This is a genomic window from Nostoc punctiforme PCC 73102, assembly GCF_000020025.1.
Lineage (GTDB): Bacteria > Cyanobacteriota > Cyanobacteriia > Cyanobacteriales > Nostocaceae > Nostoc > Nostoc punctiforme.
This window is the reverse complement of record NC_010632.1, coordinates 161,456-178,679: the sequence shown is the minus strand read 5'-3', so window position 1 is coordinate 178,679 and position 17,224 is coordinate 161,456. Positions and strand designations below refer to the sequence as shown.

The following is a 17,224-nucleotide window of genomic DNA, read 5'->3' as shown; positions in this document are numbered from 1 at the left end:
AAACTATAGACCAAGTTTAGCTTTAGAGAACTGAAAAATTAAGTTAACTTTAAGTAAAAGTTATAACTTTATCATTAAAGCTATAAAAAAAGATTTGCATATTTACAAGTAAATAGCAAGATAAGTTACTGACTTTAAATTTGATTGTGATTAAAGATAATAATTATTTATAACTTAATATTTTTTAATAGATTAAAAGATAAAAAATGACACAATTAGACTAAGACATCCAAAAGAATTTTAATGCATATTACCAACAATTTTTTTATTATCATGGGAAGAGTCAACCTATGAAATATCTCTTTAGAGATAAGTGATGCACAATTGTTTATTCATCCTCATCTGAGACGCATATATGATATATGCGTTAATTATTACAACTATCCTAAGATAGATTATTAATTAGAAAAATCATCGACCTCAATTCGCGCCACACATCAGACACCTGCCATCCGGTGACAAATTGTAATAACCAACTATCAACAGAGGTAACAATGGAAACAGCAGATGTAATTGTGATTGGAAGCGGTCAGGGCGGAATTCCACTTGCAGCTGACTTTGCATCATCAGGTCGAAACGTCGTTCTATTTGAGCGTGATGCGTTGGGCGGCAGTTGCATAAACTATGGCTGTACTCCTTCTAAAGCCTTTTTAGCCTCTGCCCATGCCGCAGGTCGCGCAAGGCAAGCGACAAAGTTAGGCATACACGCGCAGGTCGAGGTCGATTTTTCTGCGGTGATGGAGCGTGTGCGTAGTATTCGCAGCCAGTTTAACCAGGGTGTCAAACGGCGACTAGACAGTGCAGGGGTTCGAGTCGTCTGCGCTGAAGCTGCTTTCACCGGAGAGCGAACTGTGAGTGGAGGAGGTGTGACTGTGCAGGCTCCGCTCATCGTCATCAATACAGGGACATCCTCCACCATTCCTGACTTTTCGGGTTTAGTTGGAACGCCTTATCTGACCAACCGAAATTTCTTTGATTTGCAGCAGATTCCGCCCCGCTTGCTGGTGGTTGGCGGTGGCTATATTGCCTTGGAGCTAGGGCAGGGAATGGCACGTTTAGGGAGCCAAACCGAATTGATTGTGCGGGGTGAACGGCTGCTGGCTCAAGAAGAATCCGATGTCAGTGCTGTGCTTGCTGATGCTTTTGAGCAAGACGGAATTGGACTGCATTTCAATGTGACGGTTCAGCAGGTTGCTTATACCAATCGTGTGTTTACCCTAACGCTGAACAATGGTGAAGTACTAGATGGAGAAGCATTGCTGATTGCGACTGGGCGCAAACCAAATACTCAGGCATTAAATTCTGCGGTGACAGGTGTTGAATTAGATGCACAGGGTTTTATTAAAATCGACGAGCAATTTCAAACAACTTGCGCTGGGATTTATGCGATCGGAGACGCTGCCAAACAGCCTGCTTTTACGCATGTTTCTTGGGAAGACTATCGTCGCTTGAAAGCTATTCTGTGTGGCGAACACCGGACACGCAACGATCGGGTATTAGGCTATGCCGTCTACACAGAGCCACAAGTGGGTCGAGTGGGTATGACGTTAGAGCAGGCTCACAAACAGGGCATTACTGCGAGCGAAGTCACCCTGCCAATGGCTCACATTGCCCGTAGCATTGAGTGGGGGCACGATCTGGGTTTCTACCGCATGGTCATCGACACCCAGACGAATTTGATTTTAGGAGCAACGCTGGTTGGTTACGAAACGGCTGAACTGGTGCATGTCTTTTTGTCACTTATGGAAGCTAAAGCAACGTGGCAGGTACTTGAACAATCGGTTCACATTCACCCAACATACGGTGAGGCATTGCCCAGTCTCGCAAGGCTACTCGTTGGAGATGATATGCCAACCTGTCCGAACATGTAACAAAGCAGCAACCAATAACTACTAACTTAAAGATGGGCGATCGCTTCAAGATATCTGCAAGAGGTCGCTTTAGTAAAAACCCTTCAAATTGTTTCCCTGATTTACTTATTGGTAGTAGGAAGGAGAGCTTTTCACCCAGACATTATGGTTGTGATAAAAATCACCACGCTGTTCTAATGTAAACCCACCCAGCAATAATCCCAACCAGACTTCTACCATCGGCATTTGCAACACACGTTGCAGTTTATCTAAAGAAATCTCATCTTTGACATTTATCAGATGGTTAGCGATCGCACTCTGCCATTTTTCCACATCCTCATCTGATGCCAAATTGCGTACATCTTCTAAAGTTGTCACCTCATTGAGCATTGCCAAAACATTCGCTTTTTCAACAGGTGCTGCTACAGAATCACCCAACTCAGCAGCAATTCTCATCATGAGAATGATTATAACTATCATTAGCATCTATGCAAAATTTTCAGTTAAAGGTATGGTTTTTGTATCTCAATACTCGCGAACGCAGGAGCTTTTTTGAATCAGCCAGGAATTTTTGACGAAATAGTACAATACTTTCAGTCAATCCTGAAAGATTTACCTGATAAGCGAACAGGCAAAAACAAACGCTATCAAATGAGTGATGCAGCATTAAGCGCATTCTCCATATTTTTTACTCAGAGTCCTTCTTTTCTTGCCCATCAAAGGTCAATGGCACATAGTAAGGGACATAATAATGCTCAAAGCTTGTTTGGGGTACACCAAATTCCAAGCGATAACCATATCCGAGATTTACTTGATGAGATAGAACCAACCGTTGTGTTTCCGGTGTTTACCAAGATTTTCAAAGCATTAGAGAATGGTAAACACTTATCAAAATTTCGTTCTTTTAAAAATAATTTGCTGATAGCTCTAGATGGAACAGAATATTTTTGCTCCAATGAAATTCACTGTGAACACTGTTCGAGCAGAACTTTTAAAAACGGAACAACTCAGTATTTTCATACTGTGGTGACACCAGTAATTGTTTGTCCTAGTAATTCTCAAGTAATCCCGTTAATACCAGAGTTTGTTGTCCCTCAAGACGGATATCAAAAGCAGGATTGTGAGAATGCGGCAGCAAAACGTTGGATTCAGAAATATGCCAAACAGTATGCATCTCTTGGTATTACCATTTTAGGAGATGATCTTTATTGCCATCAACCTTTATGTGAATTATTACTACAAGAAAAACTAAATTTCATTCTAGTGTGTCGGTCTAAATCCCATAAAACACTTTATGAATGGTTAGAAGGAATGCCCCTTGATACATTTAGTGTCAAACATTGGAAGGGCAAAGTCTATGAGATTTATACCTACCGTTATGTCAACCAAATTCCTTTACGGAATAGCGAGGATGCTTTATTAGTAAACTGGTGTGAATTGGCCATTACTCGCTCTGATGGGACTATAATCTACAAAAATACCTTTGCGACAAATCATCGAATCACAGATATTAATGTTGAGGCGATTGTGTCAGATGGTCGCAGCAGATGGAAAATAGAAAACGAAAATAATAACACTCTTAAAACCAAAGGTTACAACTTAGAACATAATTTCGGACATGGGAAAACGCATTTATCCTCCCTATTAGCAACCTTTAATATCCTTGCATTTCTGTTTCATACTCTACTTGACATTATAGATGAGAAATACCAATTTATCCGCCAGCATTTACCAACACGCAAGACCTTCTTTGATGATTTACGCGCCTTAACTCGTTATCTTTATTTTGATAGTTGGGAAAGTCTGCTTAACTTTATGATCCACGGACTGGAATTAGAATTTCATCCCAACACAAGCTGAAAATTCATCTTACTTTTTGAGAATACTTACAACTCCGTGTAATACATGGAATTAGCTTGAATTGCCATGTATTACTTGGTAGTTCATTGTGTCTAAAAATCTGTTTGAAGTAGCCACTCCTAGTTCAAATTTATCATTCAGCAGAATTCTCAACGTCTCCCAGGCTTCATCGGTTAGTTTCGCTCTTAACATATTGATAACCATTCTCATAATGAGAATTGCTGCCCAACTCAGTAGGAGATGAAAATTGGTGTGGGCCGTGTGGTTTAAAGGTTTGTGGTATTTCCGGTTCAATCAAATCATCTAAATCTAGGTGCATTGTTGTTCGCACTAGACCAGCAAAGAGATCGGTGCTAATAATTGGCCCCAAAAGACTATTGCGATCGCGGGTATCTTGCAACAGCACTTCGGCACGAGACTTGAGAATATCCGCAATTTGAGTGAAGGCAAGCGCTGCGGTTAATAACTGTGCCTCTAGGGGTAATTTTTCTAGCTCGGCATCTAAACATTCCCACATCGGTGCTAGTGTTGATGTCGTTGGAGATTCGGACAACTCATTAAGCACATCCCAAATTGTTAATTGGCGGTATGTGGTCATTTCCAATTCGCAATTCGCAATTCGCAATTCGCAATTAATAATACCCCACTCATGAATGCGGGGGCTTGAATATTGATACTACGTGTCTTGTTTCTTTTCATAATTGAAATTAGGGGCTTTGACACCAAAGATGAATCAATTATCAATTACGTCCACAATTGCGAATTGCGTTAGCGACGAAGGAGCGTCACTGCGAATTGCGAATTGTTCGGTCATCTCTAGGATTCTGGATGTAACGGGCAAGGACGAACTGGGCAGTAACTTGAGGTAATTTCAAACATATCTTTATATTGATAGAGCGAAACACCATATTGTTTTGCAAAAGCCTGCAACACCTGATCTGTATAGGCGCGGATCTTGCCAGCCGTTAGTCCAAAGCAGTGAATTGGTTCTAAGCGACAAATAGGCTGTTGTCCCAGCCACAGTTCTGCCGACATAGCGTGCAATGGCTTATCCCCTGGTTCTTTATACAAATACAGCACTGCAAAATATGTTGCTGGTGGTTCGACTGCGATTGCATCAATTTCTGCTGAATTATTCTGGGAGCGGTGGCGGTAAAACGAACGGCGATTGTGGCAAATGCGTGGATTCCAACATCCATCCCCTGCTGTTCCATGCAGCACTTTAGCTTGAGTTGTTGGTAGTTTAGAACATAGCTGACACTTGGGGTCTAACGGCTTCGGCATAGTCTACTCTGCTTCTTCACCGATTGCACGATAGTAAGCAGCGATCGCCGCTTCTTGTTCGCTGCGAAGGGTATAGCGCCGAAACGCCTTCTCGCTTTGATGTCCCGTTAGCTTACGGGCATGGCTGGGGTCAACTCCCAATAGCAATAAGTCAGTGGCATAGGTGTGGCGAAAGGAGTGAGGGTGCAAATCCTCAATTTGAGCAAGTTCACCGATATTTTCTACAGCAAAGTAAATGCCGTGATAACTCAAGCGTTCACCTTTGTATGAAGCATGGTGTGAAATCATCAATGGAGAGTCGCTGTTTAAAACCTCTCCTTGCTGTGAGCGCAATTGCAAATACTCTGCTAAAACTTCCCGACTCTCCTTTCGCAGTGGCACTAAGCGTGGTTCATTGGTTTTGGTGTCTGGTAAAAATAGTAGCTTGCCATCAAATGAGCCAACATTTAGCTGCACAACTTCCCCAGCCCGGAGTCCATGACTGAGAATGTGAACCAGTGCTGTATCCCGTTGCTTTGTCTCTTGGAGCAATTCCAACGCTGACCAAACCCGTTCCATCTCTTCTGGGGTTAAACTCTGGGCTGGTGGCAGTGGCACTTTTTCCAGTTTAATCCCCAGTGTGGGATTAGTAGCAATAATTTCAGGATATGTGTAAGACATCCATTTGAAAAAGCTTTTGAGTGCCGCAATTCCCGCATTAATGCTGCTTTTTGAAAGGGGATTACCTGCATCAGTCCGTATTTCATCACGGAGATATTCTTTATATAGCGCAAGATGACGTGGACGCAGTTCATGATAGTGCAGCTCACTCCAAGCCAAAAATCGCTTCAGTTCACGTTCGTAAAGCTTGCGGCTGTTTGGTGCGAGATTGTTGCTGCGTAAAAACTCTAGCACCTTTACCCACCGGATATCGGTTGGTGGTCTTGTACTAGCCGTGCGCCCAGTCAGCAATGCTGTTTCAGCGTTCAGAGGAATGAGTTTAATCGGAGGTAAATTATTTAGTTCAGGGTTATTCACAATAATTATGCGATCGCACTCGGTAGTTCTGAATTTAAAAGTTCAGTATACACGAATCCTGGAGAACACAAAATAATATACCCTTATCTTTTATCCGATATAAACTACGATTAACACCATTTTCTTTGATATACAACACTTTCACCAACATGCGATCGCGGAGGGTGCATGTTGGCAACGGAATAGGAACTATTGCGCTGCCGATAAATTTTGTTTGTCTTTGGTATCGCTTTTGATGCGTAATCCAAGCGATAACCATTTACAGGGTGCTAACTTTTAGTTATAGTTAGCCGTAACTTAATTATAGGCACAATTAACTATAGCTTTGACTGAGTGCAAAGATAGTTTACAAAAGTTGCTCAGGCGGTTGCCTTAGTTCCGGTTTAATTCGAGAAGCTATCCACGCGCAGATCCCGCCAGACATCAGAAATCTGCCAGCCAGAGTTGCCCACCGATTGTACTGGAGGATTATCAAGCAATGGAATATAGTCAGGAACTCTTGGTTCAGGAGTGATTACTGGTTTCTCCTCAGCTACAGGGGCAGTAGAATTGACAGTATTAGCTTCAAGAAGTTGGTCTTCAGCCTCCTCGATTAGCTTCATCTGTCTCAGGGTAAGCTTGTCGGATTTTTTGATGATCTTCTTTGTTTGTATCTCATTAGAAGTATTCATTGGCTGTTCCCTCGAAGGCATTGGCAAAAAATTTGGATGACAGTAGATTTCTAGAAAGTCGGGGTCAGTCGGGTGTAAATAATTTGCACGAAATTAACAAGGTACACCAAATTTATGGAAAATACGAGTCCCTTGTCGAGGAATTTATTAATTGTGTACAAATCTGTTTTCGTGCAGATGCCCCAGCATAATCTGTTGCACAGATGCAAGTATTAAGCGATCGCTTCTTTCCTCATGACTGTATGTCAATACTGTTTTGCAGTTTTGACTCCTAATAAGCAGATAATAACCCAAGTTGCTAGTTACAGATTCAGGCGATCGCAACGGGGTCAAAAAAGCCATAAAATTCCCCCCAGAGTCAAAAGAGGAGGGACAGATGCTAAACGAAATAATTACGATCTATGCTATCACTGATGACTTACTCAAGGCGATTGGGCATGACGACGACATTCGTCGGGACATGATTGATGCAGAAATTATTACAACGGCACTTGTTGCCGCTATGTTCTTCAATGGTAATCATAGCAAGGCTTGCGCCTATATGAAAGACCATAAATTAATACCAAATATGTTAGAAAAATCACGATTCAATCTGCGATTACACAATTTATCAATGTTGCTCAACGACTTATTTCATCAAATAGGAATGATAATTAAAGAAATAAGTGATTCAACGGAGTATCTTTTAGACTCATTTCCCGTGACCATTTGTGACAATATCCGTATTTTTCAAGTTCACTTGATACAGTCAGAAGAATACAGAGGTTACATCGCATCGAAAAAACGCTATTTCTACGGAGTCAGAGTCCAGTTAATCAGTACCAAAAGCGGAATTCCTGTAGAATTTGCCTTTTTACCTGGTAGTGCAAACGATGTGCGTGGATTAAATGCGTTACCATTCAACTTACCGCCTGGTAGTGAAGTATACGCAGATGCAGCCTATACTGATTATACCGTAGAGGATGATATGGCACAATCAAGCCAAATATCTCTCAAAGTCATGCGGAAAAAGAATTCCAAGCGTCAAGATCAACCGTGGAATCAGTATGTTAAGCAATATACAAGGCATTATATTGAAACAGTGTTTAGTTGTATCACTTGCATCTTTCCAAAATCAATTCATGCAGTGACATATGAAGGGTTTTTACTGAAACTACAAGCATTTATTTTTGCATTTACCCTAAAATCTGCATTTATGTAATGAGCTAAATTTAATACTTTTTATAATTGTATACTGCTACTTTTAGTTGAGTCGAAGTGGTGGTTGGGCTACCCATAACCACCACCTTGAAGTGCCTGTTCGCACTCAATAGTAAATCTGTATTTGATAACCCGCAACTTGGGTTAATAGATGGTTGAGAGTTCTCGCTGTGGAGGAACAGCATTAAGAAACTTATCAAGTGATAAAGGCACAATCTTAGTAGTAGATGACGAAGCCAGCATCCGCCGGATTTTACAGATGCGGTTAGAAATGATTGGCTACAGCGTAGTGACAGCTAGTGATGGTGAAGAAGCTTTGTCAGCCTTTCGTAAAGAAACTCCCGACTTAATCGTTCTGGATGTGATGATGCCAAAGCTGGATGGTTACGGTGTCTGTCAAGAATTACGGAAACAATCAGATGTGCCAATTATCATGCTTACAGCCTTGGGAGATGTAGCAGATCGAATCACTGGGCTGGAATTAGGGGCTGATGACTATATGGCGAAACCAATACTCCCAAGGAATTAGAGTCAAGAATTCGCTCGTTGCTGCGACGAAGAAACGATACAGCAACTACTGCTATTTCTAATTTGGGAGTAATGGTTGTAGACAATCTTAAAATTGATACCAATAAGCGACAAGTCTACAAAGCAGGTGAGCGGATTACATTAACGGGTGTAGAGTACAGCTTACTAGAGTTATTGATGAGCTATCCCGGCAAATCTTTTACCCGTGGAGAAATATTGCAGCAAGTATGGGGTTATAGTGCAGAACAACATGCAGATACTCGTGTGGTGGATGTGCATATCTCACGTTTGCGCTCGAAGTTAGAAGATGATCTGGAAAATCCAGAATATATACTCACTGCAAGAGGAAGTGGTTACTTTTTTCAACGAATTCCTCAACTAGAGCATTAATCATAAAACTGCCAAATGTCACTTGTTTAAGGTTGATGAAGTTCTTTGTCTTAATTGTAGTGTCTTGATAGATAGGTACAGGAAATTAGTACAATTTTTGGATACTGGAGTTTTCATTTTTGAAAAAGCATTTGAGTCAAAGTCTACCTATAGCACCAAGCCGAAAACTGAAGATTACGATTCTAACAGTAGGTTCAAGGGGAGACTTGCAACCATACTGCGCTTTGGCTAATGTCCCAAGTTAAAGTTTACACGGTACTCTGTGTCAACAGCAGTATCCTAATGGTTTTTTACACGCCAGGGCATTGCTGGGAATTCCGTATCATCAGCCGCACGGGTGGGATATTCGGGGAAAAAAAGATTTATTACACGGCGGAGGCAGCGTTGACAACTGGGTTAGAGTGGTTGCGGGATGAACAGTGATGAGTGCGTATATGCGATCCAAGGTCAGCATTAATGGCAAGAGACAATCGTTTTTTATGAAGGTGAATTTGCTCAAAATTTACCCTCATGCGATCGCATTTCAAGAATGATTTCGAGTTAACTGTAGCAAGATAGCTTCAAGACTTTGTAGTGCAGCGTTCGTGGTGCGTTGGTGTTCTTGAAAGTCTTGACGATGTATTTCAAAGTTGCGCTGATGTATTTCAAAATTACGCTGATGTGCTTCGTGTGAGTCGCGTAACTCAAGTAGTACGTCGTCCAAAATTGCGCTACGAGCTAGCACACGGTCAACGTTACTGGTAAGTCCTCGCACTTCCTGTCTTAGCTCATCGAGTTGTGCTTGGGTATTAGCTTGTCTTTCAGCTAACCCCAAGATAATTTGTTCAGCACGGTCTAGTCTGCTTGGGAAGTACTCAGGTGTATCGGTCATTTTAGGTTAAGCTTAGTCTTCTATAAAAGATTATATAAAGTTGTGACCTTTGTCCGCTCGTTATTTTAGCAACATTCAGCTATAGCCCTTCTCTCACATAGCTTAGAGCTTGTCAACTCCAATTCGCAATACTTCGACTGCGCTCAGTACAAGTTCGCTTTTTCGCTCGTTCGCATATAAGACAATTAGTGTTAGCTCTGTACCCACCACTAATTGGATGCCACCAACCCGTAGGTTGGTGGGGGCTTGTACCCCACAAGCAATTAACCAATTAACAATCCGCAATTCGCATTTTCAATTGCGAAAAAGCGAATTGTTTGGTCACGACAGAAGGTAAAAGTTGTCTGCCTCGTCACTTGACACGATCTGTATCTTTAGATTTGATTCAACTATATGGTTGAATCAAATCTAGCCCTTGATAAAATTTTTGCTGCTCTGGCTGATGTGACGCGGCGAGACATTGTTAAGCGGGTATCAACAGCAGAACATACTATCGGCGAATTAGCACAACCATACGCGATGTCTTTTGCAGCGATCGCAAAGCACATCAGTGTGTTGGAGAAAGCCGGACTAATTACCAAGCGTCGAAGTGGCAAGGAGAAAGTTATTCAGATTCAGCCGAAAACTCTCAAAGTAGCCGCAGCGTATCTGGGCGAATATGAAAAAATCTGGAGTGCCCGCTTTGATGCTCTGGAAAAACTACTAGAAGATCGATAACAAAGTAGCAGGAGGGTAGTATGGCACATCTGACAGTAACAGGGGAGAGAAAATTCACAAAATATCTTTGGTACTGTAACAATCAAGGCTCCGTTAGAAAAGGTATTTGAAGCATATACCAAAGAGGAACTGTTTGCTACTTGGTGGTGTCGCGGTAATCCAATGAAAGTGTATCACTTCGATTGTCAAGACGGCGGCAGTTGGCACATTGCTGAACAATCAGAAGACGGTCACGAGTATGAGTTTACTGGCTGTTTTCATGAAGTCGCTCTAGATAAACGAATCGTGCAGACATTTGAATTCTTGGCGATGCCGGAACGTGGGCATGTCATGCTGGAAAAAGCTGAGTTTGTCGCAATTGACGAACATACAACTGAGATTCGTACCCATAGCACAGCAATGAGCCAGTCAGACCGTGACGGCATGGTTGCTAGCGGCATTCCAAGCGGCTGGCGGCAGTCCGTTGAAGCTCTGGGCAAGCTTTTAGAGCCAAATGATTAATTACAACTCGCTTGCAGGCTTGACATTTACCAAAGCGATCGCCTGAGTAAATGTCAAGCCGATATTTTTATACTACATTTATAATACATCGCTTGAAGACAGAATAAGAATCACTTAACGAACGTTATCGAATGTTTTACCTAGTAATTTTCCTTGCCTCAATCTCTGTAGCTTTAGTATCACGATGCATATCATTAACCACAAAAATCCAACACTATACCCAGCAATTACATCTGTAGGCCAATGGACACCTAAATATAGCCGACTAATCCCAATTACCGCTATTAAAATAACCGCTAAAACATAGATGAACCGCGAAAATTGAGAATAATGAGTAGCTAGCATATAGGCAATAAAACCATACATTACCATAGAACCTAGTGCATGACCGCTAGGAAAACTGAAAGACTTTTCAGAGATCAAAAGTGTCCAAAGTTGCGGACGAGGTTTTGAAAAAAATAACTTTAAACCTGTATTTAGGATTAACCCTCCTAAACAAGTAAGCACAAAAATGTATATTTCTACTCGGTAACGTCGCCACCAAAGTATTCCTAAAGTCACTCCTGCGACTACTATTACTGTCTTAGGATTACCAAGATTTGTTATAAATAACATTAATTTATCAAGACTCGGATTGGCAAATTGATGTATCCATAATAAGAAAGATGTATCAAATGCAAAAGCTTCTTTCTCTAAAACTTCTTCAGCAAGCTTGGCAACAACAAACAGGATCAGCAGACAAACAGTAAGTCCAACCACACCAATTGTGGCAATTAAAGGAGCTAGACGAGGGTATATATGGCGTAACCAAAAGGTAGAAATTTTTCGGATCATTGAGTATGTCTAAATCTATTGTGGACTCATAGCTTACAGAACAATAGTCAAGAAATTGAAAAGACAATTTTGAATCAAAAAATCAGTTATTTTTTGCGATCGCACAGTGGTTACACTGACCTAAAATAATCAAATCAGCATCCCACTGTTGAGTAACATGGCAAATCGTCGCTATCATTAATCAATCTTTTCGGTCAATCGGCAGTAGGCGCTGGTTGCTTCTGCTTAAGGCTTAAGTAAATAACCAGACTTATGATTATAGAAAGAAAAAGCATACTAGTTTCGACCGTACCTAAACCCAAGCCACCATTTTTAGCAGGTTGAGATAGTAAATCACCTACAGATGCGCCAAGCGGACGAGTCAAGATATATGCTATCCAAAATGCCAAGACTGCATTTATTCTAAAGTAATAATAACCACCAGCTACTATCGCAATTAAAACACTAAATATTAGTGCTGATTGGGCATAACCTAGCTTCAAAGCCTCTGCTAGTAAGTCCCCCGTTGCCGTCCCCAAAGCAAACGTAAATAAAATAGCCACCCAGTAGAAAAGCTCTCTTTTAGCTGTGTTGATGGAGTGCATAGCTAATGTCTTTTCTTTTAAATACCAAAGCGCAAAAACTACTAGCAAGACCACACTAAAAACTATAGTAGTTGTTATCAAACTAACTCCGAGCTCGTCTACCAATCTATCAGTAATCAGCGTGCCAGTGATACTTGTAAAAACGACTACAATCCAGTAACTCACCGGGACATATCGTTTTAGCCTAAACTGATTCCAAAGCGCAATGAGTAACAAGCCACTCATAATATAGGATGTAACGCTTAAACCGAGGTTCAGAGTTACTGACAAATAATCAGCCGCAGTTTCACCTACCGTGGTTGCCAGAACCTTAATAATCCAGAAGGTACTTGTAACCTCTGGAGCCCTGTTTAAAACTTTTTTCATGATATTTGTCCTGCCTGATTTTTTTAGAGTAATGATGAAGTTTTCATCGTAGTAGTTTGGTCTTGTTTGACTCTAAACAACAAATGTTAAGAAGTTGGAAAGTTTTATAGGATGTGTGATGTAACTAAAAACTTTACACGGTAAAAATACTATGCTGTTCCAGACTCAATCAAAAGTTATAACATTAGCTCTGTAAAGCAGTGAAATATCATTAGTGGGACTTAGACAAACAACACCCAGAAAAGAGTATTATTATTCAATACCTTCGCCAATTTACGAGGCTGAATTGATGTATTAACGTCCTGTTCTCAAAGGTCTGGCAAAAACAATAAGCTCTAAAAATTCCTTCAAGGTTTCCCGCAAGCATTTTTTAACGTATTGCCCGTAGTACAAAGGGTTTGAGCCTCCAATCTATCTTGTAAGCTAAACGCTTATATATGAGTCATTTTGCCGTTTTTGCCAAAATTTTTATAGGCTCTTATTTTGGCAAAGGTATTGATTATTTAAAGACCTTTTCTAGATTATCCACTTCATCTAGCACAGGGGTAGCAAGATGAGCGTAATCTCTAGATAATTTTGCCGCCTCAACACTAGCAACAAGTCCATCAAATTTCTGTACTTGTGTAGTTCCTCCACGCGCTAAGATAGATGGTCTGACTGCATTCCAGGTGCGGCGCATCTCCGACGCAGTTGTTTTCAGTTGGCTTGTATTTCCTGTTATCGACCAAATTTCCAGATCGCGTCCATAGTAGTCAAGTAGCGTTACCTCAACTGGTACTTTTGGTTCAAATTCCTTGGTAATATTGGCAGAGATTAACGTCACTTGGTTAGCATCGCGCATTGCAGATATGCGATTTTTATCTGTGACAGCACCCTTGAGTGCTGCTATTTTGGCATCCAACTGTACTAATTCTGTTTTATTTTTACCCTTGATTTCGGTACGTAGACTTTTTGCTGCATTTTGAAGCGACGTGAGATTAGCTGTGGCTTTTGTCCAATCATTGGCTTTAGCCATATCATAGACGCTTTCACCATATTCACCCACTTGGCCTAGTAGTGTACCAAGGTAACTTTGCTAAGTAAAACCTCTAATTGGTAAAATAGCCAAAAACGGGGTGTAACATGGCAAAAAAGTACATTGTTGACTTGAATGAAGATGAAGTTTCCCAACTGCAATCGATAATTAAGAAAGGTAAGCATAAGGCAAGAACCATAAGCCGTGCAAACATTCTTTTGATGGCTTCCGAAGGAGAAACGGATCAAGCGATCGCTAGCATAGTTAGAGCGCATGTTGCAACAGTGCAACGAATACGAGAAAAATTTGTCATTGGAGGGTTAGATTTTGCTTTAAAGGATGAAGTTCATCCACCAAAACATAAAAAATTAGATGAAAAGCAAGAAGCATTTTTGATTGCAACAGCTTGTTCTAATCCGCCAGAAGGAAGAGTGCGTTGGACAATGCAATTATTAGCAGATCATTTAGTGAACGTTGGTATCATAGATTCAATCTCAGATGAAACAGTACGTCAAACTTTAAAAAAAATGAAATTAAGCCTTGGTTGAAAGAACAATGGTGTATTCCTGAAGTTAACGCAGAATATGTTTTCGAATGGAAGATGTGCTGGATTTATACAATGAGCCTTATGATCCTAAACGCCCTGTAGTCTGCTTTGATGAACGTCCATACCAATTAGTAGAAGAAGTAAGACTTCCTTTGCCACCACAGCCAGAGCAACCTGAACGTTATGATTTTGAGTATAAACGTAACGGGACAGTAAATTTATTCGCATGTTTTCAACCCTTGGCTGGATGGCGGCATATCGAAGTTACAGAACGTCGAACTAAAGCCGATTTTGCTAAACAAATGAAAAATTTAGTAGATGTTTCCTACCGAGATGCCGATGTTATTCGTTTAGTAGTTGATAACTTGAATATTCATACACCCAATGCATTATATGAAGTTTTTCCACCAGAAGAAGCACGTCGAATTATTCAAAAGTTAGAGTTTCACTATACTCCTAAACACGCTTCTTGGTGAGCCAGTGCGTTGGGCGGGTTCCCCGACTTGAAGCAACTGGCGAACCCGAAGGGCTGAATCAGGTAGAAATCGAATTATCTGTTTTATCTCGCCAATGTTTAGAACGGCGTATTCCTAATGCAGAAACATTAACTTCTGAGATTGCCGCTTGGGAGAAAAAACGTAATCAGCAAAAAGCTAGTGTTTATTGGGGTTTTCAAACCAAAGATGCTCGCCGAAAAATGGAGCGTTTATATCCAAATTTAACATAGCAAAGTTAGCTTGGCAGACTACTAGAGAAGTTGGTACTTTATCATGATTTACCTCACTATCAGCATCGTAAGCTGCGTCTGGCTGTTCTCTGTTTTCATCGATTTTCACATCTTTATCCTTACTAATAATCATTTGAGTGCTACTGTGATGCTGCGGCATGATTGCAACAGGTAACTGGGGTTGATTTGTAGAGATAGCTTTTGCCAAACCAGCGATACCCAAAGTACTAAGCAAAGAGCCGATAATAATGATTTTTGTTGAGTTATTCATAAATCCTATATGTCTCAATCTGTATTTGTAGTTTTACTGTAGATTGCATTTGTTAAGAACTTGGAAAGTTTTGACTGAGTAGAGAAAACTTTTTCAATCCTTTTGTTACAACTTGCATACTGTTACCAAAATAATTTTTAATAGTCTCAATCAATCTTTCCAAGTTCTTGACTTTTTATATTTAAAGTAAAACTGTAGCAAATCAAAAATAGGTGTGAACTACACAAATAATGATAACTATTTTAGATTGCTCAAAAAACACAAATCTCCAGGATTTACACACATGAAAACTTCGACAAAAATCGCTTTAGCAGCTGCTTTAATGAGTGTTTTAGGTGTTAGTGCAGTGGTAAAAACCGTGAGTGCCTCTCCTTCTCAAAACAGTATACAAGTAGCTAAATTTAGTGACGGAGATGGCGAAGCTAATGACGCGATAGAAGCTCCTGAAGTAATGAATAATGGTGTTCATCACACTAAAATAGCTCAAGCAAGTGACGGTGACGGTGAAACCAATGATGATCAACAAGAACAGCAAGAGGACAAAAAACTACAAGCTTTAGCTAAAATCACAGCAGAACAAGCTCAACAAGCTGCTGAAACTTCTGTCGGTACTAAAGCTAGTAGTGTAAAACTCGAAAATGAAGATGGAAACTTAGTTTATGCTGTAGAAATTAGTCAGAAAGAGGTAAAAATTGACGCTGGTAATGGTAAGGTTCTCTACACTGAGAATGCTAACCAGGAAAACAACGAAAATGAAGCTTCTCGTCCCAAGAGTAGCATTCAAGTTCCGCAGAGTAATAACGAACAAGAAACAAATGAAAATAACAAGTAGAGTAATTTTTAACTAGTTTTAATTGATGTGTAGCTGTAAATAACTAAATATGAGGTTGTTGAATGTTCTAGTTTCAACAACCTCCTTTATTCATAGGCGAACGATTACAGTTTTAACCTGCCCTTATAATCATCTTAAATATCAACTTTTCTCAAGCAATACAATACTACCCTGCCGCTGATTTTTTTCCCAATATTCATTAGCAACCAATTTCATAATTATTTCTAGTAACCAGGCAAATTTGATCCCTCGGTTTAGTCGGTGTAACTCTTTCCATGCAGATACAGATTTTGCAACTTTCCAATTATAGTGTTGAAAAAATTCTGCCCCTTGCTCTGGAGCAAATAACAAGGTTTTATTCCCATCCGCAAAATATTGGTCGAAAATTTTTCGAGCGTAAACTTGATCATAGTGCTTTAACGCTAATGATGATTCCAATTCAAATAGCCACCAATTCAGATGAGATTGCTCATAAATATCGGTTGCAAGTAATGCTACTTGGGTTTCGTGTAGATATGATAGCAACCCTTCTGTGATCACTAGAGCCTGTCTTGCTACAAGATTAATCTCTGAGAAAAAAGTCTTTCTCAATGCCAGGTTGGTAATATCGAGTTTGACACGCTCAAGCCAACACAAAGGTTGCTGGTCTTTAAGTAATTGTTCTTTGTAAGCAATGATTTCCGGCAGGTCAACTTCAATCCAACGAAGCGATGCACAAAGAGAAAGAGGTAATCGATAGGGTCGAGTATCTAACCCCGCAGCCAGATTGATTACAGTGTCAATCTTTTTTGACTTAACTAACTGTAAAATTAAGTTATCAATAACATAGGTGCGGATGGCGATCGCATTTGTAATTTTGTCTTTCTCCCCTATAACTTCAACAAACATTTCACCTTTTCCACCAGCTAACACACGCGCTAATGGGTCTTTAAATAGTGCATCTGCACGTTCGCTTTCCAATGCGCGATACATTGCCACTAGATACGCAGTTTCCGCAAGATTTATCATCTAATAAAGTATTATTTGTAATTCTGGCTGTACTTTACAAAGATTGCAAATGTCAAACACTAAAATTTTAGTTCAGAAGGCAGAAGTACGAAAGCAGCTATAATGACTCTTTGTATCTCACGCTACGCGTCTCGATACAATTCCTTTTTTA

At 40.4% G+C, this 17,224-nt stretch carries 20 protein-coding genes and 2 pseudogenes; 9 read left to right on the top strand and 13 right to left on the bottom strand.

Annotation, left to right across the window (positions count from 1 at the left end; genetic code table 11):
* Positions 1 to 494: 494 nt before the first annotated feature.
* A complete protein-coding gene (locus NPUN_RS36130; RefSeq protein ID WP_012413305.1) occupies positions 495 to 1,871 on the top strand; it encodes a dihydrolipoyl dehydrogenase family protein in 1,377 nt (458 codons plus the stop codon).
* Between the two features lie 105 nt (positions 1,872 to 1,976).
* Here the strand turns inward: NPUN_RS36130 and NPUN_RS36125 are convergent, their stop codons facing one another.
* On the bottom strand, positions 1,977 to 2,309 hold the full coding sequence (locus NPUN_RS36125; protein WP_234711196.1) for a hypothetical protein: 333 nt from the start codon (positions 2,307 to 2,309) through the stop codon (positions 1,977 to 1,979).
* Between the two features lie 120 nt (positions 2,310 to 2,429).
* On the opposite strand from NPUN_RS36125, the gene NPUN_RS36120 reads away from it, so the two are divergent.
* On the top strand, positions 2,430 to 3,710 hold the full coding sequence (locus tag NPUN_RS36120; RefSeq protein ID WP_083782459.1) for an ISNCY family transposase: 1,281 nt from the start codon (positions 2,430 to 2,432) through the stop codon (positions 3,708 to 3,710).
* A gap of 166 nt (positions 3,711 to 3,876) precedes the next feature.
* Here the strand turns inward: NPUN_RS36120 and NPUN_RS36115 are convergent, their stop codons facing one another.
* The 5 genes from NPUN_RS36115 to NPUN_RS41360 all read right to left on the bottom strand — a co-directional run bounded on the left by NPUN_RS36115 (position 3,877) and on the right by NPUN_RS41360 (position 7,024).
* Positions 3,877 to 4,308 carry a hypothetical protein gene (locus tag NPUN_RS36115; protein ID WP_336884962.1) on the bottom strand — a complete coding sequence of 144 codons (432 nt, stop codon included), beginning with the start codon at positions 4,306 to 4,308 and terminating at the stop codon, positions 3,877 to 3,879.
* A 218-nt stretch (positions 4,309 to 4,526) separates the two neighbouring features.
* The gene (locus NPUN_RS36110) at positions 4,527 to 4,994 is read right to left on the bottom strand and encodes a hypothetical protein (RefSeq protein ID WP_012413304.1); all 468 of its coding nucleotides are present in this window, start codon (positions 4,992 to 4,994) and stop codon (positions 4,527 to 4,529) included.
* 3 nt (positions 4,995 to 4,997) lie between these two features.
* Positions 4,998 to 6,014 carry a tyrosine-type recombinase/integrase gene (locus NPUN_RS36105; RefSeq protein WP_148220502.1) on the bottom strand — a complete coding sequence of 339 codons (1,017 nt, stop codon included), beginning with the start codon at positions 6,012 to 6,014 and terminating at the stop codon, positions 4,998 to 5,000.
* A gap of 380 nt (positions 6,015 to 6,394) precedes the next feature.
* Positions 6,395 to 6,682, bottom strand: coding sequence for a hypothetical protein (locus NPUN_RS36100; protein ID WP_012413302.1), 288 nt, complete (start codon positions 6,680 to 6,682; stop codon positions 6,395 to 6,397).
* A 147-nt stretch (positions 6,683 to 6,829) separates the two neighbouring features.
* Positions 6,830 to 7,024: a hypothetical protein gene (locus NPUN_RS41360; protein ID WP_148220501.1), complete on the bottom strand. Its 195-nt coding sequence runs from the start codon at positions 7,022 to 7,024 to the stop codon at positions 6,830 to 6,832.
* A gap of 34 nt (positions 7,025 to 7,058) precedes the next feature.
* Here NPUN_RS41360 and NPUN_RS36090 point away from each other — a divergent pair, with 34 nt between their 5' ends.
* From NPUN_RS36090 to NPUN_RS36080, 3 genes and pseudogenes are all read left to right on the top strand, one after another.
* A complete protein-coding gene (locus NPUN_RS36090; protein ID WP_012413301.1) occupies positions 7,059 to 7,883 on the top strand; it encodes an IS982 family transposase in 825 nt (274 codons plus the stop codon).
* A gap of 150 nt (positions 7,884 to 8,033) precedes the next feature.
* Positions 8,034 to 8,800: pseudogene (rpaB, locus tag NPUN_RS36085) on the top strand (response regulator transcription factor RpaB).
* A gap of 282 nt (positions 8,801 to 9,082) precedes the next feature.
* Positions 9,083 to 9,223 carry a hypothetical protein gene (locus NPUN_RS36080; protein WP_336884961.1) on the top strand — a complete coding sequence of 47 codons (141 nt, stop codon included), beginning with the start codon at positions 9,083 to 9,085 and terminating at the stop codon, positions 9,221 to 9,223.
* A gap of 100 nt (positions 9,224 to 9,323) precedes the next feature.
* Here the strand turns inward: NPUN_RS36080 and NPUN_RS36075 are convergent, their stop codons facing one another.
* A complete protein-coding gene (locus tag NPUN_RS36075; protein ID WP_012413299.1) occupies positions 9,324 to 9,671 on the bottom strand; it encodes a hypothetical protein in 348 nt (115 codons plus the stop codon).
* Between the two features lie 102 nt (positions 9,672 to 9,773).
* Positions 9,774 to 9,956 (bottom strand): hypothetical protein, encoded by a 183-nt coding sequence (locus NPUN_RS36070; RefSeq protein ID WP_041566689.1) that lies wholly within the window; start codon positions 9,954 to 9,956, stop codon positions 9,774 to 9,776.
* Positions 9,957 to 10,064: 108 nt separating this feature from the next.
* Between NPUN_RS36070 and NPUN_RS36065 the strand changes: the two genes are divergently transcribed.
* Together NPUN_RS36065 and NPUN_RS36060 are read left to right on the top strand one after the other, a co-directional pair.
* Complete coding sequence (locus tag NPUN_RS36065) at positions 10,065 to 10,388, top strand: ArsR/SmtB family transcription factor (RefSeq protein WP_012413298.1); 324 nt, start codon at positions 10,065 to 10,067, stop codon at positions 10,386 to 10,388.
* 63 nt (positions 10,389 to 10,451) lie between these two features.
* On the top strand, positions 10,452 to 10,889 hold the full coding sequence (locus tag NPUN_RS36060) for an SRPBCC domain-containing protein (RefSeq protein WP_336884966.1): 438 nt from the start codon (positions 10,452 to 10,454) through the stop codon (positions 10,887 to 10,889).
* Between the two features lie 114 nt (positions 10,890 to 11,003).
* Here the strand turns inward: NPUN_RS36060 and NPUN_RS36055 are convergent, their stop codons facing one another.
* The 3 genes from NPUN_RS36055 to NPUN_RS36045 all read right to left on the bottom strand — a co-directional run bounded on the left by NPUN_RS36055 (position 11,004) and on the right by NPUN_RS36045 (position 13,688).
* Positions 11,004 to 11,723, bottom strand: coding sequence for a phosphatase PAP2 family protein (locus tag NPUN_RS36055; RefSeq protein WP_012413296.1), 720 nt, complete (start codon positions 11,721 to 11,723; stop codon positions 11,004 to 11,006).
* Between the two features lie 194 nt (positions 11,724 to 11,917).
* Positions 11,918 to 12,673, bottom strand: a complete 756-nt coding sequence (locus tag NPUN_RS36050; protein WP_012413295.1) for a COG4705 family protein — start codon at positions 12,671 to 12,673, stop codon at positions 11,918 to 11,920.
* A gap of 499 nt (positions 12,674 to 13,172) precedes the next feature.
* Positions 13,173 to 13,688 (bottom strand): hypothetical protein, encoded by a 516-nt coding sequence (locus tag NPUN_RS36045; RefSeq protein ID WP_234711195.1) that lies wholly within the window; start codon positions 13,686 to 13,688, stop codon positions 13,173 to 13,175.
* 107 nt (positions 13,689 to 13,795) lie between these two features.
* Between NPUN_RS36045 and NPUN_RS40245 the strand changes: the two are divergent.
* Positions 13,796 to 14,962: pseudogene (locus NPUN_RS40245) on the top strand (IS630 family transposase).
* Here NPUN_RS40245 and NPUN_RS36030 read toward each other — a convergent pair.
* Positions 14,889 to 15,233, bottom strand: coding sequence for a hypothetical protein (locus NPUN_RS36030; protein WP_041566688.1), 345 nt, complete (start codon positions 15,231 to 15,233; stop codon positions 14,889 to 14,891). The pseudogene NPUN_RS40245 and the gene NPUN_RS36030 sit on opposite strands and share 74 nt — an antisense overlap.
* Before the next feature lie 283 nt (positions 15,234 to 15,516).
* Between NPUN_RS36030 and NPUN_RS36025 the strand changes: the two genes are divergently transcribed.
* The gene (locus NPUN_RS36025) at positions 15,517 to 16,065 is read left to right on the top strand and encodes a PepSY domain-containing protein (RefSeq protein WP_012413293.1); all 549 of its coding nucleotides are present in this window, start codon (positions 15,517 to 15,519) and stop codon (positions 16,063 to 16,065) included.
* 141 nt (positions 16,066 to 16,206) lie between these two features.
* On the opposite strand, the gene NPUN_RS36020 is transcribed toward NPUN_RS36025, so the two are convergent.
* Positions 16,207 to 17,073, bottom strand: coding sequence for a class I SAM-dependent methyltransferase (locus tag NPUN_RS36020; RefSeq protein ID WP_012413292.1), 867 nt, complete (start codon positions 17,071 to 17,073; stop codon positions 16,207 to 16,209).
* Positions 17,074 to 17,224 lie beyond the last annotated feature (151 nt).

Excerpts from the sequence above, each read along its gene's own strand:
- NPUN_RS36130 (WP_012413305.1), top strand. The coding sequence starts at position 495 with ATGGAAACAGCAGATGTAATTGTGATTGGAAGCGGTCAGGGCGGAATT.
- NPUN_RS36125 (WP_234711196.1), bottom strand. The coding sequence starts at position 2,309 with ATGATGAGAATTGCTGCTGAGTTGGGTGATTCTGTAGCAGCACCTGTT.
- NPUN_RS36115 (WP_336884962.1), bottom strand. The coding sequence starts at position 4,308 with ATGACCACATACCGCCAATTAACAATTTGGGATGTGCTTAATGAGTTG.
- NPUN_RS36110 (WP_012413304.1), bottom strand. The coding sequence starts at position 4,994 with ATGCCGAAGCCGTTAGACCCCAAGTGTCAGCTATGTTCTAAACTACCA.
- NPUN_RS36100 (WP_012413302.1), bottom strand. The coding sequence starts at position 6,682 with ATGAATACTTCTAATGAGATACAAACAAAGAAGATCATCAAAAAATCC.
- NPUN_RS41360 (WP_148220501.1), bottom strand. The coding sequence starts at position 7,024 with ATGGCTTTTTTGACCCCGTTGCGATCGCCTGAATCTGTAACTAGCAAC.
- NPUN_RS36090 (WP_012413301.1), top strand. The coding sequence starts at position 7,059 with ATGCTAAACGAAATAATTACGATCTATGCTATCACTGATGACTTACTC.
- NPUN_RS36080 (WP_336884961.1), top strand. The coding sequence starts at position 9,083 with ATGGTTTTTTACACGCCAGGGCATTGCTGGGAATTCCGTATCATCAGC.
- NPUN_RS36075 (WP_012413299.1), bottom strand. The coding sequence starts at position 9,671 with ATGACCGATACACCTGAGTACTTCCCAAGCAGACTAGACCGTGCTGAA.
- NPUN_RS36065 (WP_012413298.1), top strand. The coding sequence starts at position 10,065 with ATGGTTGAATCAAATCTAGCCCTTGATAAAATTTTTGCTGCTCTGGCT.
- NPUN_RS36055 (WP_012413296.1), bottom strand. The coding sequence starts at position 11,723 with ATGATCCGAAAAATTTCTACCTTTTGGTTACGCCATATATACCCTCGT.
- NPUN_RS36050 (WP_012413295.1), bottom strand. The coding sequence starts at position 12,673 with ATGAAAAAAGTTTTAAACAGGGCTCCAGAGGTTACAAGTACCTTCTGG.
- NPUN_RS36045 (WP_234711195.1), bottom strand. The coding sequence starts at position 13,688 with ATGGCTAAAGCCAATGATTGGACAAAAGCCACAGCTAATCTCACGTCG.
- NPUN_RS36030 (WP_041566688.1), bottom strand. The coding sequence starts at position 15,233 with ATGAATAACTCAACAAAAATCATTATTATCGGCTCTTTGCTTAGTACT.
- NPUN_RS36025 (WP_012413293.1), top strand. The coding sequence starts at position 15,517 with ATGAAAACTTCGACAAAAATCGCTTTAGCAGCTGCTTTAATGAGTGTT.
- NPUN_RS36020 (WP_012413292.1), bottom strand. The coding sequence starts at position 17,073 with ATGATAAATCTTGCGGAAACTGCGTATCTAGTGGCAATGTATCGCGCA.